The 14,397-nt window shown below is 68.3% G+C and carries 15 protein-coding genes; 6 read left to right on the top strand and 9 right to left on the bottom strand.

The annotated features are described in order from the left end of the window. Positions 1–6: 6 nt before the first annotated feature. The 3 genes from KQ307_RS01190 to menD form a co-directional block, all read right to left on the bottom strand. A complete protein-coding gene (locus KQ307_RS01190) occupies positions 7–603 on the bottom strand; it encodes a L,D-transpeptidase family protein (RefSeq protein ID WP_311133742.1) in 597 nt (198 codons plus the stop codon). 64 nt (positions 604–667) lie between these two features. After that, positions 668–1,531, bottom strand: a complete 864-nt coding sequence (menB, locus tag KQ307_RS01185; RefSeq protein ID WP_259726684.1) for a 1,4-dihydroxy-2-naphthoyl-CoA synthase — start codon at positions 1,529–1,531, stop codon at positions 668–670. 22 nt (positions 1,532–1,553) lie between these two features. Beyond that, positions 1,554–3,353 (bottom strand): 2-succinyl-5-enolpyruvyl-6-hydroxy-3-cyclohexene-1-carboxylic-acid synthase, encoded by a 1,800-nt coding sequence (gene menD / locus KQ307_RS01180; RefSeq protein ID WP_399241795.1) that lies wholly within the window; start codon positions 3,351–3,353, stop codon positions 1,554–1,556. A gap of 27 nt (positions 3,354–3,380) precedes the next feature. Between menD and lepB the strand changes: the two genes are divergently transcribed. Then, positions 3,381–3,965: a signal peptidase I gene (lepB, locus tag KQ307_RS01175; RefSeq protein WP_259700902.1), complete on the top strand. Its 585-nt coding sequence runs from the start codon at positions 3,381–3,383 to the stop codon at positions 3,963–3,965. A gap of 44 nt (positions 3,966–4,009) precedes the next feature. Then, a complete protein-coding gene (locus tag KQ307_RS01170; protein WP_259700924.1) occupies positions 4,010–4,357 on the top strand; it encodes a DUF760 domain-containing protein in 348 nt (115 codons plus the stop codon). Between the two features lie 7 nt (positions 4,358–4,364). On the opposite strand, the gene KQ307_RS01165 is transcribed toward KQ307_RS01170, so the two are convergent. The 6 genes from KQ307_RS01165 to KQ307_RS01140 all read right to left on the bottom strand — a co-directional run bounded on the left by KQ307_RS01165 (position 4,365) and on the right by KQ307_RS01140 (position 10,861). Further along, positions 4,365–5,540 carry a DUF4336 domain-containing protein gene (locus KQ307_RS01165; protein WP_259726682.1) on the bottom strand — a complete coding sequence of 392 codons (1,176 nt, stop codon included), beginning with the start codon at positions 5,538–5,540 and terminating at the stop codon, positions 4,365–4,367. Next, entirely contained in the window at positions 5,524–6,402 is an 879-nt protein-coding gene (locus tag KQ307_RS01160; protein WP_259700900.1) for a metal ABC transporter permease, read from the bottom strand. The genes KQ307_RS01165 and KQ307_RS01160 overlap by 17 nt, the downstream gene beginning before the upstream one ends. After that, positions 6,402–7,145, bottom strand: coding sequence for a metal ABC transporter ATP-binding protein (locus KQ307_RS01155; protein ID WP_259726681.1), 744 nt, complete (start codon positions 7,143–7,145; stop codon positions 6,402–6,404). Before KQ307_RS01155 ends, KQ307_RS01160 begins: the two co-directional genes overlap by 1 nt. 5 nt (positions 7,146–7,150) lie before the next feature. Continuing rightward, complete coding sequence (locus KQ307_RS01150; protein WP_259726680.1) at positions 7,151–8,146, bottom strand: metal ABC transporter substrate-binding protein; 996 nt, start codon at positions 8,144–8,146, stop codon at positions 7,151–7,153. Between the two features lie 139 nt (positions 8,147–8,285). Next, a complete protein-coding gene (gene psbA / locus KQ307_RS01145) occupies positions 8,286–9,362 on the bottom strand; it encodes a photosystem II q(b) protein (RefSeq protein ID WP_259700897.1) in 1,077 nt (358 codons plus the stop codon). Positions 9,363–9,514: 152 nt separating this feature from the next. Continuing rightward, the gene (locus KQ307_RS01140) at positions 9,515–10,861 is read right to left on the bottom strand and encodes a YcjF family protein (protein ID WP_259726679.1); all 1,347 of its coding nucleotides are present in this window, start codon (positions 10,859–10,861) and stop codon (positions 9,515–9,517) included. Positions 10,862–11,034: 173 nt separating this feature from the next. Between KQ307_RS01140 and KQ307_RS01135 the strand changes: the two genes are divergently transcribed. The 4 genes from KQ307_RS01135 to trpS are packed head-to-tail and all read left to right on the top strand — an operon-like array spanning position 11,035 to position 14,166. Further along, positions 11,035–11,973 carry a cation diffusion facilitator family transporter gene (locus KQ307_RS01135; protein WP_259700895.1) on the top strand — a complete coding sequence of 313 codons (939 nt, stop codon included), beginning with the start codon at positions 11,035–11,037 and terminating at the stop codon, positions 11,971–11,973. Then, the gene (locus KQ307_RS01130; protein WP_259726678.1) at positions 11,966–12,496 is read left to right on the top strand and encodes a hypothetical protein; all 531 of its coding nucleotides are present in this window, start codon (positions 11,966–11,968) and stop codon (positions 12,494–12,496) included. Before KQ307_RS01135 ends, KQ307_RS01130 begins: the two co-directional genes overlap by 8 nt. 36 nt (positions 12,497–12,532) lie before the next feature. Continuing rightward, a complete protein-coding gene (locus KQ307_RS01125) occupies positions 12,533–13,153 on the top strand; it encodes a hypothetical protein (protein WP_259726677.1) in 621 nt (206 codons plus the stop codon). Continuing rightward, entirely contained in the window at positions 13,150–14,166 is a 1,017-nt protein-coding gene (gene trpS, locus KQ307_RS01120) for a tryptophan--tRNA ligase (RefSeq protein WP_259726676.1), read from the top strand. The genes KQ307_RS01125 and trpS overlap by 4 nt, the downstream gene beginning before the upstream one ends. The last annotated feature ends 231 nt before the right edge of the window (positions 14,167–14,397 follow it).

Here is a 14,397-nt window from a genome sequence, read left to right as displayed (position 1 = left end):
GGCTGGTCAGGGCAGCACCGTTACCAGGGTGCCGACCTGGACAAGCTCATAGAGCTCCTGAACGTTTTCCTCGAACAGGCGGACACACCCATGGGAAACGGCCCGGCCCACGCTGCCGCGGTTCGGGGTGCCGTGAAAGCCGGAGCTCACGCATCCCTTCACCTCCAGGTGCTGCTGACCATTGAACCCACTGCGCCCCTTGCAGTCGAGCAGGAAGCCGATCCAGCGGCTGCCGAGGGGGTTGGCCGGACCAGCTGGCACCACCACACCGGTGGCGGGATGCTTCCACTCCGGATGGGCCCGCTTTTCAATCACCGCGAACTGACCCACCGGCGTTTCCCAGCCCGGCATCCCAACAGCCACGGGAAAACGGCGCAGCTCGCGGCCGTTCTCCAGCACCAGCAACTGGCGCTTGCCCCGCAGCAGCACCAGATTGCGGCCGGGGGTGAGCTCCGGGGGCAGAAGGGCCGGTTGGCTGATCAGTGGGTCCGAAGGCCTCAGCACCGAACTGGAACCCAGCCAGTCGCCGGCGATGGCGAGCTGGGGAATGCCACAGCTGGCGCCGATCAGTGCTGCGACCCACAGGGTGCTCAGGCGAGGCACGGCTAAACGAACGGTTGGCAATGAAGGACGGGCCTCGGCCCAGGCCTACAGATTACCCAGCCGGCTAGGGAAGCCAGGGCTGCGCTGAGAAATCGGGATCCCGCTTCTCCAGGAAGGCATCCCTGCCCTCCTGGGCTTCGGCGGTTCGATAAAAGAGGTGGGTGGCCTGGCCGGCCAGTTCCTGCAGACCGGCCATGCCGTCGGTTTCGGCATTGAAGGCGGCCTTGAGGCAGCGGATGGCAGTGGGGCTCTGGCGCAGCACCTCCCTGGCCCAGCGCACCCCCTCCGCCTCCAGGTTTTCCAGCGGCACCACCGCGTTGACCAGCCCCATCGCCAGGGCCTCTGCGGCGTCGTAGCGGCGGCCGAGGAACCAGATCTCCCGGGCCTTGCGCTGCCCCACCACCCTGGCGAGATAGCTGGCGCCGTAGCCGCCGTCGAAGCTGCCCACCCGCGGGCCGCTCTGGCCGAACACCGCATTCTCAGCGGCCAGGCTGAGGTCGCAGAGCAGGTGAAGCACCTGGCCGCCGCCGATCGCGTAGCCCGCCACCAGGGCGATCACCACCTTGGGCAGCGAGCGGATCAGCCGCTGCAGATCGAGCACATTGAGTCTTGGCAGTCCGGATTCATCCAGGTAGCCGCCGTCACCGCGCACGCTCTGGTCACCACCGGCGCAGAAGGCGTGGACCCCATCGGCCGCCGGACCGGCGCCGGTGAACAGCACCACCCCGACGGCAGGGTTCTCGCGCACCCGCGCAAAGGCATCACAGAGCTCCTGCACGGTCTGGGGGCGAAAGGCGTTGCGCCTGGCGGGACGGTTGATCGCAATCCGGGCGATCCCCTCCGAGCTGAGATCGAAACAGATGTCTGTGTAACTGCCGGCCGCGGTCCACGCCACGGCAGCTCCGGTCGGGGTGGATTCGGCGCTCATCGCGATCGAGCAGACGGGAGCGTCATTCTGTGACGGAGGTTGCGGCGGCCCGGAGCTCCTGCCGCAGGGCCGCATCGGCGCGGCGGTCGGTGCGCAGCTCCAGCAGGGCCAACCGCTGGCTGAAGCTCCAGGCCAAGGCCTCCTCCAGCTGCTCCAGCCGCCCCAGCCGTTGCCAGGCCACCCCATGGGCAGCCGCCAGGGCGCAGTGATCCACCGCCTGGGGCATGGCGAACAGTCGATCGAAATCCATCACCGCCGCCGCTTCAGCTGCCCCAGCCGCTGGCCGGATCGGCAGCTGCTCGAAGATGCCGCCGCCGCCGTTGTCGATCAGCACCACGGTGAGATGGCCCGAGAGTTGCCGGCTCCACAGCCAGCCGTTGCTGTCATGCAGAAGGGCCAGATCACCGGTGAGCAGCACCAGCCTGCCCAGACTCTCGGCCAGTCCCGCCGCCAGCGACAGGGTGCCGTCGATGCCGGAGGCACCCCGGAAACCGAACAACGGCCGGGCGGCGGCGGCCGGATCCGAAAAGCTCTCCCAGTCGCGGACGGGGCTGCTGCTGGCCAGCATCACCGGCAGCTGGGGCGGCAGCAGGCGGCTCAGTGCCCGGGCCAGGGCCGGCTCCCGCGGCGAACCCATCGCCGGCAGCTGCTGGCTGAGCAGCGTCTGGCAGCGCGCCTCCAGCCGTTGCCAGCGCTGCCGCTTCTCCAGGCTGGCCGCCGAGGCCTGCCCAGCCCAGAGCGAAGCGGGCAGGGCCGCGCACCAGCGCTCCAGCCCGGCAGCGAAGCCCTGGGACGCCGTGCCGAGCGGATCCTGGTTGCGGGGCTCGTCTTCGCAGATCAGCAGCTGGCGGCCGCCGAGCTGGCTCAACCAGTCCTGAAGGCGGCGGCTGGCCGGCAACGGGCCGAGCCGCAGCACCTGGCCCACGGCCAGCTCCGCTGGCGGGGCCTGCAGGAACAGGTCGTAGCTGGCCACCAGCTCCAGGGCCTGCTCCCCCCGGAGCCCGGAGAGCCCATCGGCGAGCAGGGGCCAGCCGCTGCGCTCCTGCCAGCGGCGCAGGGCGGCGATGAAGGGAGCTCGCCGCTGCGGGTGGCCGCGCCAGGGTCCGGCCACGATCAGGCCGGGCTGGTCGGGATCGAGCCGGAGCTGAGGTGGCAAGGCAATCTCCCCGGCGGGCACGGCCGCCGCTGCAGGCTCGGCCTCAGCGGCATCAAGGCCTGAGGTCAGGGCCAGCAGGGCCGCCGCATCGGCGTGAAGAGGTTCATCGAACGGCAGATTCAGATGCACCGGCCCGGCCGGCGACCCGGTGGCGGCCCGCCAGGCCAGGGCGGCCAGCCGCTCGATCGCGGCCGTGGGCATCCCGCCCAGGCCGGCCGGGTCCGCTTCCCCCACCCAGCGGCAGCTGGGCCGCAGGAACTCCTCCTGGTTCACGGTCTGGTTGGCGCCGCAACCCTTGCGATCGGCGGGACGGTCGGCGCACAGCAGCAGCAGGGGGATGGCGCCATGGTCGGCTTCCACCGCCGCCGGCAGCAGGTTGGCCACCGCGGTGCCGGAGGTGGTGACCACGGCCGCCGGGTACCCATCGGCCCGGCTCAGCCCGAGCGCAAAGAAGGCGGCGGAGCGTTCGTCGATCGCGGTGTGCAGGCTGAGGCGCCGGCCGGCCAGCAGCCCGGCCGCCATCGCCAGCGGCCCGGAACGGCTGCCCGGGCAGAGCACCAGGCGCCGCAGGCCCTGCCGCTGGAGGGCCTGCAGCAGCTCCAGGGAAGCAGCGAGGTTCCTGGTTGCGCCCACCCCCGTCCCCCCGGCCTGTTCAGGATGGATCATGACCAATCCCCAGGACAGCTCGGCGCCATGACCTCTCCCGATGGGGCTTCGAACCGGCCCGGTCTCCTGCGGCAGCTGGCCGGGCTGCTGCTCTGGGTGGGCCTGGCCCTGCTGCTGCGCTGGGCGGTGATCGAGCCGCGCTGGATCCCCTCGGGCTCGATGCTGCCCACCCTGCAGCTGCGCGACCGGATCCTGGTGGAGAAGATCCGCCCCCGGCTGCCGGCCCCCCTGCCGCTCGGCACGATCGTGGTGTTTCGCCCGCCCGATCCCCTGCTGGAGGCCGGCTACGACCCCGATGCGGCGCTGATCAAGCGGATCGTGGCCCTGCCGGGGGACCGGATCGACGTTCACGACGGTGTGCTGCACCGCAATGGCACCACCGTGGCCGAACCCTGGCTCCGCTCGCCGATCGACTACGAGCTGGCCCCCCTGGTGGTGCCACCGGGCCACCTGCTCGTGCTGGGGGACAACCGCAATGCCAGCCTCGATTCCCATCTCTGGGGGCCCCTGCCGGCCGATCACGTGATCGGCACGGCGGTGTTCCGCTACTGGCCGTTGAACCAGTTCGGACCGATACGGTTCTCCCTCTCCGAGCGGAGTGGATCGTCCTGAAGGCCTGCGTTAGGGTGCAGATCGTGATGCAGAGCACACCGGAGATGTTCAACCCGGAGTTCCTGACGGCCGACAGCGAAGCGATCAACAGCAATCTGCTGATTCAGTATCTCCAGGATCAGTCTCCGGATGTGCTCCAGCGGGTGGCTCGCTCCGCCAGCGGCGACATTCAGGAAATCATTCGCCATAACGTTCAGGGCCTGCTCGGCATGTTGCCCGGCGAGCAGTTCGAGGTGAAGATCCAGGCCAGCCGCGACAACCTCGCCGGGCTGATGGCTTCGGCGATGATGACCGGCTATTTCCTGCGCCAGATGGAGCAGCGGATGGAGCTCGAAACCACCCTGTTCGGCGAAGGCGGCGAAGACAGCGATCCAGCCGAACTGAAGCTCTGAAAACCGGCTAGATCGATTCCTCCGGTGGATGGCTGCGGGGGACAACCCCCAGCTTCACCAGGCCCTGATCCAGCCCGGCCAGAAAGCTCCAGGAGCCACTGGATGAGGCCCAGTCCCGGCTTTCCAGATCAGCGGCCAGGGCCAGCAGGTCGCCGCCACGGCAGGGCAGCGGCGCGTCGTAGTGGGCGGGCACCAGCCAGGCCAGGCCATCGATCCTGCCCAGCTCCCGCAGCCAGGCCACCAGCTGGCCTCGAGCCCGCGGAAAAACCAGCCGCTCCAGCACCGGCGCCACCTGAGGCAGGGCCTGCCCCGGCTGGAGCAGCTGGGCACACTCCTGCTCCCAACCCGGCTCCCAGCGGAAGGGATAGAAGCCGAAATAGCAGCGTGGCTGCCGCAGACCAGGCTGCCAGCTCTGGCTGAGCACCTCCCGCCAGGGTGCCAGCGACACGGAGGCGGGCCGCAGGTATGAGGCGAACAGCACCAGCCGTCGCCAGCCGCGCCGCCGCTGCTCCGCACCATCGACAAGCGGCTGGTCGCCCCGCTCGCGGGCATGGAACAGCAGGGGGGTGGGATCCGCCTCGAACAGGGGCGGCGGTTCCGCAGAAATCGCCACCAGGGCATCGGTGATCAGCAGGGCGCCGCTGGCCCGGTGGAAGCAGGCCAGCTCCAGAAAGGTGCCCAGGCCCAGATCGAGGGGGCCGAGCGGCAGCCAGGCCAGTTCATCAGCGTGGGGAAGGCCCTGCTCGATCAGCACCCGGGTGCGGCCGGGCGGAAATCCCAGCCAGGCCAGGGGCAGCGGCAACGGGAAACTCCACTGGCGCGGACTCACCCAGAGCAGGGCGTCGGGAAAGGCCCGGGCCATCGCCGGCACCGGCAGCTTGTGCTCAAGCCCCGAGCTGGTGGGCAACACGATCGAGAGCACCGGCCCGAAGCGCTCCACCAGCTTCTGCAGCTCCCCCAGCAGCTCGCCGGTGGGGGCGACCGGGGCATAGAGCAGCAGGCCGTGGCGCAGCCGCAGCACGGTCATCCGGATCGGCACGGCCACGTAGAGCACCCCTTGCAGCTGCTCGAAACTCCAGACCTGATCAGGAATCAGCTCCCGCACCAGGGTGCGCCGCTGGCCATAGGGATAGAGGGGCAGCAGGGGCCACCAGGGCCAGCGCCGATCAGGCCTGCCGGTCACTCGGAAAACCCCGGTCGATGCCCCGCCGCCTCGACTGGGCCAGCAGACCGTGGCGGGGAGCGAACAGGAAACTCAGCACGAACAGGCCCGTCTGGACCAGCACGATGCAACCGGCGGTGGAGGCATCGAGCCAGTAGCTGAAATAAACGCCCAGCAGGCTGGAGCAGACGGCGGAGAGGATGGCGATCCAGGTCATCTGATCGAAGCGGTCGGTGAGCAGATAGGCCGTGGCGCCGGGGGTGACCAGCATCGCCACCACCAGGATGATCCCCACCGTCTGGAGGCCGGCCACCGCGGCGAGCGAGAGCACCGAGAGCAGCAGGTAGTGGAGGAAGCCGGTGTGGATGCCGATCGAGCGGGCGTGGGTGGGATCGAAGCAGAACAGCACAAGGTCGCGGTAGAACACCAGCAGCAGGATCAGCACCAGCCCACTGATCAGCAGGGTCTGGAGAATGTCGGAGGGGCTGATGCCGAGCACATTGCCGAACAGGATGTGGGTGAGGTCGATCGAGCTCCTCACCTTGGAAACCAGGGTGATCCCCAGGGCGAAGAACCCGGTGAACACCAGCCCGATCACCGTGTCCTCCTTGATGCGGGTCATCTGTTTGATGTATCCGATCACCGCCACCGACCCCACGCCGAACACAAAGGCACCGAGCGCAAAGGGCAGGTTGAGGGCGTAGGCGATCACCACGCCCGGCATCACGGCGTGGGACACCGCATCGCCCATCAGGGCCCAGCCCTTCAGGGTGAGAAAGCAGGAGAGCAGGCCGCAGACAGTGGCCACCAGCGCACTGACCAGCAGCGCCTTGACCATGAAGGTGTGCTGCAGCGGCTCGATCAACCAGGTCCAGGCGCCCATCAGGCTGGGCCCAGGCCGAAGGTGCGGGCCAGATTCTCCTGGGTGAACACCTCGGAGGTTTCGCCGTAGGCCAGCACGGTCTTGTTGATCAGCACCACCTGATCGCAGAAGCCGGTGACGTGCGCCATGTCGTGGGTGGAGATCAGCAGGGTGCGCCCCTCGCGGCGAAACTGCTGGAACAGCTCGATCATCAGCTTCTCGGTGCGGATGTCGACGCCGGCGAAGGGTTCATCGAGCAGCAGCACCGAGGCCCCCTGGGCCAGGGCCCGCGCCAGGAAAGCGCGCTTGCGCTGACCGCCGGAGAGTTCACCGATCTGGCGTTGATTCAGGGGCCAGAGCTCAACCCGTTCCAGGCTGTCGCGGACGGCCTGGTGATCGGAGCGGCGTGGAATCCGCAACAGATTCATTGATCCATAGCGGCCCATCATCACCACGTCGGCGACGCTGATCGGAAAGTTCCAGTCAACGCTCTCCGCCTGGGGCACATAGGCCACCGCATGGTCGCGGCGCGCCTGACGGAGGGAGTGGCCGTTGATGGCGATCGTTCCGTAGGAGGGCTGCACGAAGCCCATCAGGGCCTTGATCAGGGTGGATTTGCCGGCACCGTTCATGCCCACCAGGCCGCAGATGCTGGCCGCCTTCACCTGCAGGGAGGCGTCGTAAAGAGCCACCAGGCCGTGGTAATCCACGCTGAGATGCTGAACGGAGATGCGTGTTTCGGCCTGGGGTCTGGGGTTGAGCATCGTGTTCAGGGTCGCTGCAGTCCGCCGACCAGGGTGCGGATGTTGTGGCGCTGCAGGGCCAGCAGGCTGCTGGCGGGACCACTGGCGGCGGAGAGGGAATCGACGTAGAGGGTGCCGCCGAAACGGGCACCGGATTCAGCGGCCACCTGGCGCTGGGATTCGTCGCTGACCGTGCTTTCACAGAACACCGCCGGCACGTTGCGCTTGCGCACCAGCTCGATCAGGCGGGCCATTCGCTGCGGGGTGACTTGGGATTCGGCGTTGACCGGCCAGAGGTAGGCCTCCTTGAGACCATAGTCGGCGGCGAGGTAGGAAAACGCCCCTTCGCAACTGACCAGAACCCTCTTGCTGACAGGGATGCCGGCTACTGCCACGGTCAGCTCGCGATCGAGAGCACGGAGTTGAAGCCGGTAGCGATCGGCATTGCGGCGAAACGCCTCGGCATGGGCGGGATCAAGTGTGGTGAAGGCTCGGCGGATGTTCTCCACGTAGATCTCCGCCAGCTTCGGTGACAACCAGGCATGGGGATTGGGCTGGCCGGCGGCGGCATCGGTGGCGATCGGCAGCGGCAGGATCCCCTCGCTGAGGGTGGCGCGGGGAACGGCCGGGGCGCCGCTGTAGAAGCGCGCGGCCCAGGCTTCGAGATTGAGGCCGTTATCAAGGATCAGCTGGGCCTGGCCGACCCGCTTGAGATCAGCCGGGGTGGGTTCGTAGCCGTGGATCTCCGCCCCCACTTTGGTGATCGATTCCACCTGCAGGTGGTCGCCCGCCACCTGGCGGGCCATGTCGGCCAGCACCGTGAAGGTGGTGAGCACCAGGGGGCGGCCATCCGGGGCGGCTTCAGGGGCGGATTCAGGCCCGGGATCCGTCGCCTGCGGCGGGCTCAGCGTGCAGCCGGCCAGGGCGAGGCCAAGCAGGGCGATCAAGCCCCAGACCAGGCTCGACGCCGGCTGGACTGGCTTCGCCGGCTGAAAGGCAATCAGGCTGCGCCAGCCCCGCATGGCCCACCGAGCGAATGAACCAGCCTGCCAGCTCTGGCTGGAAATGGTGGCAACGGCAGCAAAAAGCCCCCTGGCGAAGGGGGCTGAAGGATGCACAGAAATCGAGTGTGCGCAGGAAAGTGCGCGCAGACAAAGGTGCTCAGCCGATCGCCGGGGCGACCAGGGCCACGGGCCGGGCTTCGATCACGGCCAGATCGAGGGGGAAGTTATGGGCGTTGCGCTCGTGCATCACCTCGAAACCGAGATTGGCGCGATTGAGCACATCGGCCCAGGTGTTGAGCACCCGGCCCTGGGAATCCAGGATCGACTGGTTGAAGTTGAAGCCATTCAGGTTGAAGGCCATCGTGCTCACCCCCAGGGCGGTGAACCAGATGCCGATCACCGGCCAGGCGGCCAGCAGGAAGTGCAGGCTGCGGCTGTTGTTGAAGGAGGCGTACTGGAAGATCAGGCGACCGAAGTAGCCGTGGGCGGCCACGATGTTGTAGGTCTCCTCTTCCTGGCCGAACTTGTAGCCGTAGTTGAGGCTTTCCGTTTCGGTGGTTTCCCGCACCAGCGAACTGGTGACCAGCGAACCATGCATCGCCGAGAACAGCGAGCCCCCGAACACACCGGCCACACCGAGCATGTGGAAGGGGTGCATCAGGATGTTGTGCTCGGCCTGGAACACCAGCATGAAGTTGAAGGTGCCGGAGATGCCGAGGGGCATGCCGTCGGAGAAGGAACCCTGGCCGAACGGATAGATCAGGAACACCGCGAAGGCGGCCGAGAGCGGTGCCGAATAGGCCACGCAGATCCAGGGGCGCATGCCGAGCCGATAGCTCAGTTCCCACTGCCTGCCGAGGTAGGCGGAGATACCGATCAGGAAGTGGAACACCACCAGCTGATAGGGGCCACCGTTGTAGAGCCACTCATCGAGGCTGGCGGCTTCCCAGATCGGGTAGAAGTGCAGGCCGATGGCGTTGCTGGAGGGAACAACGGCACCGGAGATGATGTTGTTGCCGTAGAGCAGGGAGCCGGCGACGGGCTCCCGGATGCCGTCGATGTCGACGGGGGGGGCGGCGATGAAAGCAATGATGAAGCAGATCGTGGCTGCCAGCAGGCAGGGGATCATCAGCACACCGAACCAGCCCACATAAAGGCGGTTGTCGGTGGAGGTGATCCACTGACAGAAGCCTTCCCAGGAGTTGGAACGTCCGCTGCGAACAACCGTTGTCATCGGAAGAACGAGGACGAAAGAGGACGGGATGATCTGGCCATCGAAGCGATAGCCAGATGACTCAACTTAGGAAGGGCGCCGAGTGAAGCTGCGATCAGCCAACCAAACGCAAGGGCCCGTTACAGGGCAACACAAAAGATGTAACGAGGCTGTCATGAAGGCAGTCCAACGCTGGGGACCGCCGCCACTCCGGCTGGGCCACCCTGGCGCAGCCAGTCTTTGGCCTGGCCGAGAAAACCAGGCCAGTCGAGCTGGGCCGCCACCGCCGCCCGGGAGACCAGCAGGGGGGCCTGGCGGCGCAGCTCGGCCAGATCGGCCTCGACCACCCCACTGCTGAGCGCGAGCCCATCCGCCATCGCCAGGGCCACCACCCGGGTGAGATAGGCGGCGCTGAGGGCCTGCAGGGCACTGCCTACCAGCCAGCTCCCCGCCTCCAGCCGCATCAGCGTCAGCAGGGTCTGGCTGCTCCATTCCGCCACGCCCAGGGCCAGGGCCGCTTTGGCCAGCTCGATCGCCGCCTCCCGCAACTGGTCGGCGCTCCAGCTGCAGCCCCAGAGCCGGGCCATCTCCTGGAGCATCAGGCCATTGGCAACGGCGAGAACGAGCAGATCCAGGCTGGGCAGCGGCGTGACCACGACCGCAGCCGCCACCAGCCACTGGGTGCGTTGGAGCAGGGGGCGCAGCCGCTCCCGTCGCAGCAGCTCCAGCTCCTTCTGCCAGTCGGCATGGAGTGTTTCGAGGCAACGCCGATCGGTGGCGAGCAGCAGCTGCCTGCCGCCGGCCTGCAGCTGCTGGCGCATCGGTTCGAGGCTGGCCGGCAATTGCGCCGATCCACCCGGCCAGAACAGCAGGCGCTCGGCAAAGTGCTGCGGCAACTGGGCGCGCAGCTCCAGCTCCAGCTGGGCACGAGCCGCCTGATCCAGGGATCCGCACGGCACCAGCAACCAGACGGGCTGCCCCTCCGGCAGGCTGTCGAGCCAGCGCAGATCAGCGCCACCCAGACCATTGCCCAGGCAGTAGAGCAGCTGATCGGCTTCGGCAAACGGCTCGGCCCAGCGCCAGCTGGGGCTGGCGGCGGGCAGGGGATGGGCCCAGTGAAGAGCCAGGGGAAGGGGGCCGCGCAGGGCTTCGAGCAGAACCGGCTGAACGGCCGGGGCGGGCAGATTCACCCCCACCACGGCCAGCTCAAGCTGGTGGCGTCCGCGGCGGCGGCGCAGCCGCTCAAGGCGCTCGGCCCTGGCCAGGCCAGCCGCAGCGGCCCCCTGCAGCTGATCGAACTGGAGCAGGAGCTGGTCACAGCGCTGGAACCAGGCCTCCAGGGTCTGGGGCAGGGCGGGGCGCGGCCTGGTGCGGCTCCGGCTCAACAGCCACCAGCCCCCGGCCATCGCCGCCACGGTGAAGCCCGGCAGCAGCGACCCCTGGAGCGTGTCCGCCGCCAGCAGGCCCCCGGCCAGAACAATGGTGGCGGGCAGCAGCAACCGGGCCTGGGCGGCGGGCAACCAGGGAATCGGCCAGGGCCTGGCTGGGGGGGCAGCCTGATCAGGTGGAAAAGCGGGAGCCACAGCGGGTGGGCAAGGGGGCCAGATCAGCTCCGGCTCAGGTGTGCATCTCTAGCTCAGCCCTGCCGATCTGCCCAGCCTGTCGATAAATTGCAGAGGATCCCGCCGGCGGCATGGCCATCCCCCACCCGCGAGGCAGTGCTTCCCCGCCTGGCGACGGCCGGGAGCAGGTGAAGCGGGTTCTGCTCACCGCCCTGGCGGTGAATGTGCTGATGAGCCTGCTGAAACTGGGGGTGGGGCTGATGAGCGGCTCCCTGGCGGTGCTGGCCGATGCGATGCACAGCGCCACCGATGGCCTCTCCAGCCTGCTGGGGCTGATCACCAACGGCCTCTCCGATCCGCAGCCCGACCGGGACCATCCCTACGGCCATCACAAATACGAAGGGGTGGGTGCCCTGGCGATCGCCGCCTTCATCTTCTTCGCCTCCTTCGAGATCCTCCAGACGGCTTTCCAGCGGTTGAGCGGTGGCATGACTCCGCTGCGAATCGGCGGCCTGGAGCTGTTTCTGCTGCTGCTGGCTCTGCTGTTCAACGTGCTGCTGGCGGCCTACGAACGCCGGGAGGGCCACCGGCTCGGCAGCCGGCTGCTGCTGGCCGATGCCATGCACACCACCAGCGACATCTGGACCACCCTGGTGGTGCTGGTGGGCCTGGTGGGGGTGGTGCTGCTGGGGCTGAACTGGCTGGATGTGGCGGTGGCGGTCCCGCTCGCGCTGCTGCTGGTGCGCGCCTGCTGGCAGGTGCTCAGCTCCAACCTGCCCTGGCTCGTCGATCAGATCGCCATCGCCCCGGAGGCCATCCATGCCGTGGCGATGGCGGTGCCGGGGGTGCTCAACTGCCACGACATCGCCAGCCGCGGTGTGCTCGGGCAGCAGGTGTTCATCGACATGCACATGGTGGTGTCGGCCGACGATCTGCCCACGGCCCACCGGATCACCGAACTGGTTGAGGAGCACCTGGAGGCCCGCTTCGGGCCGGTGCGCTGCACGATCCACCTGGAGCCCAGGGAATATGCCAGCGCCGAGATCACCTTCCGGGGGGTCCATGGTTGAGCTCGGCCGGGCGGGGGCCCTGGCGCTCACCCCACGCCAGGGGTTGCTGCTCGCCGAGCACTGGCAGCGGCAGCAAGGCCAGAGCGGCTGGCACGGCCTGTTGCCGGTGCTGCTGCTGAACCGCTGCTGGTTGCGGCTGGAGCTGATCGGGGTGGCGGAGCTGGCCCGGCGGCTGCCGCCGGACAGCACGGCCGAGGCGCCGGAGCTGGCCCGGTTCCGCGACCTGCGTCAGGCCGGGCTGGAGGCGGGCCTGGCCGAGAGCCTCTGCTGGCAGGAGTTCGGCCAGGAGGCCTGCCAGTCGGCCCAACGGCGCTTCTGGCAAGCACGGGAGCGGGGCAACCAGGGCTGGACCCTGGCGGCCTATCTGGGCTTTCTGGCCCAGTACCGGGCGGCCTTCGAGCGACCGGGACCCAGGCCCCTGCCGCTGCTGGTGCTGGCCCGCGCCCAGGAGGGTGAGCACCACCGGCTTCACTGGCTCTGGGACCCCCCAGCGGTTGATGCGGCAAACTTGCCCCCGGAATGAGGCGGAGCGGCCATGGCCGATCAGAGCAACACAGAGATGTCCCCGGACGTGGAGTCCAGCCAGGACCCCCAGCCCTCGGCGGACACCCAGCCAAGCCAGGACAGCCAGCCAGGCCAGGGCCGCGAGCGCAGCCGCCAGGGTGGCCGTGAGGCCGGTGGCTTCCGGATCCGCCTGAGCGACAACGAACAGCGGGCTGCCCAGCTGGTGCAGGAGAGCTTCCAGCTGCGCTCCACCGTGGCGGCCCTGGGCTTCTCGATCCGCACCGTCGCCCAGTTGCTGGAGCAGGGCAAGCTCGATGAGTTGGTGGTGCTGCAGCGCAGCCAGGCCGGGGCCAGGCCGGAGCAGCCGGGCCGCGAGCCCGTGCCGGTGCGGCGGCTGGAGCGGGGTGAGCGCCGCGGCGAAGCACGCCCGGAAGGCCGCGGCGAAACCAGAACCGAATCCCGTGGCGATTCCCGTGGTGAGCGGCGCGTGTCACGGCCCGATCCCTTCGCCCGACCCAGCCGCCCCCAGCCGGCGCCGGAACCCCAACCGATCGATGACACACCCCTGGTGGAGGTGGCACCGCTGATCGATCCGGCCCTGCTGGAGGAGCCTGGTGAGGCGGTGGAAGCGATCCTGCCGGTCACGATCGAGCCGGAGGCCGAGCCCCAGCCGTGAGCGAACGCCCCCGGGTGCTCTCCGGCGTCCAGCCCACCGGCTCCCTCCACCTGGGCAACTGGCTGGGGGCGATCCGCAACTGGGTGGCCCTGCAGGACAGCCACGACACCTTCTTCTGTGTGGTGGATCTGCACGCGATCACCGTGCCCCACGATCCCGCCGAGCTGGCCGAGGCCACCCGGCGCACCGCCGCGCTCTACCTGGCCTGCGGCATTGATCCACAGCGCTCCACCGTGTTCGTGCAGAGCCAGGTGGCGGCCCATGCCGAGCTCACCTGGCTGCTGAACTGCCTCACGCCGCTGAACTGGCTGGAGCGGATGATCCAGTTCAAGGAGAAGGCGCTCAAGCAGGGAGACAACGTTTCCGTGGGGCTGCTGGATTACCCGGTGCTGATGGCGGCCGACATCCTGCTCTACGACGCCGACCTGGTGCCGGTGGGAGAAGACCAGAAGCAGCATCTGGAGCTGGCCCGCAACATCGCCCAGCAGCGGGTCAACGCCCGCTTCGCCCGGGAGGATCAGCCGCTGCTCAAGGTGCCCGAACCGCTGATCCTGGCCGAGGGTGCCCGGGTGATGAGCCTCACCGATGGCCGCAGCAAGATGAGCAAAAGCGATCCGAACGAGGCCTCCCGCCTGCACCTGCTCGACCCCCCTGAAAAGATCACCAAGAAGATCAAGCGGGCCAAGACCGACCTGGTGATGGGGCTGGAGTTCGGCAACCCGGAGCGCCCCGAGGCCGACAACCTGCTGGGGCTCTACGCCATCCTCAGCGGCCAACCGCGGGCGGCCGTGGCCAGCGAGTGCGCAGCGATGGGCTGGGGACAGTTCAAACCCCTGCTGGCCGAGGCGGCCGTGGCGGCGCTGCGACCCGTGCAGGAGCGTTATGGGGAGCTGCGGGCCGAGCCGGGCTATCTCGATGCGGTGCTGCGCAACGGCCGGGGGCGAGCCGCCGCCGTGGCCGACGCCAGCTTGAAACGGGTGCGGGAGGCACTGGGGTTTCTGGAAGCAGGCTGAGCGGAACTCGCAACAGCTGCTCCGATCGAGCCCCAAAACCGTCTGCCTCACCCCGAATCAGCGAGCTTTATCTGGTTGCTTTTTTATCTATGGGCACCTCGAAAAATCAACGTCGCTCCCTGACAGACTTTAAAATAAGCAATAGAATTGGTTCAGTTCAACACAGCTGAATGGGACAGCGTGGATTCTGGGATGAGGAGAAGCGCATCCACAGGCTTCAGCAGAAGAAGC

Origin of the sequence: Synechococcus sp. CS-1326 (assembly GCF_025128115.1) — a bacterium.
Lineage (GTDB): Bacteria > Cyanobacteriota > Cyanobacteriia > PCC-6307 > Cyanobiaceae > Regnicoccus.
The sequence above is the reverse complement of the archived record's forward strand: the minus strand, read 5'-3'. Positions and strand labels throughout refer to the sequence as shown.

Bases quoted from the DNA above. Each gene is read 5' to 3' on its own strand.
- KQ307_RS01150 (WP_259726680.1), bottom strand. From the start codon at position 8,146: ATGCGGGGCTGGCGCAGCCTGATTGCCTTTCAGCCGGCGAAGCCAGTC.
- KQ307_RS01135 (WP_259700895.1), top strand. From the start codon at position 11,035: ATGGCCATCCCCCACCCGCGAGGCAGTGCTTCCCCGCCTGGCGACGGC.
- lepB (WP_259700902.1), top strand. From the start codon at position 3,381: ATGACCTCTCCCGATGGGGCTTCGAACCGGCCCGGTCTCCTGCGGCAG.
- KQ307_RS01170 (WP_259700924.1), top strand. From the start codon at position 4,010: ATGTTCAACCCGGAGTTCCTGACGGCCGACAGCGAAGCGATCAACAGC.
- psbA (WP_259700897.1), bottom strand. From the start codon at position 9,362: ATGACAACGGTTGTTCGCAGCGGACGTTCCAACTCCTGGGAAGGCTTC.
- KQ307_RS01125 (WP_259726677.1), top strand. From the start codon at position 12,533: ATGTCCCCGGACGTGGAGTCCAGCCAGGACCCCCAGCCCTCGGCGGAC.
- KQ307_RS01155 (WP_259726681.1), bottom strand. From the start codon at position 7,145: ATGCTCAACCCCAGACCCCAGGCCGAAACACGCATCTCCGTTCAGCAT.
- KQ307_RS01160 (WP_259700900.1), bottom strand. From the start codon at position 6,402: ATGGGCGCCTGGACCTGGTTGATCGAGCCGCTGCAGCACACCTTCATG.
- menB (WP_259726684.1), bottom strand. From the start codon at position 1,531: ATGAGCGCCGAATCCACCCCGACCGGAGCTGCCGTGGCGTGGACCGCG.
- menD (WP_399241795.1), bottom strand. From the start codon at position 3,353: ATGATCCATCCTGAACAGGCCGGGGGGACGGGGGTGGGCGCAACCAGG.
- KQ307_RS01130 (WP_259726678.1), top strand. From the start codon at position 11,966: ATGGTTGAGCTCGGCCGGGCGGGGGCCCTGGCGCTCACCCCACGCCAG.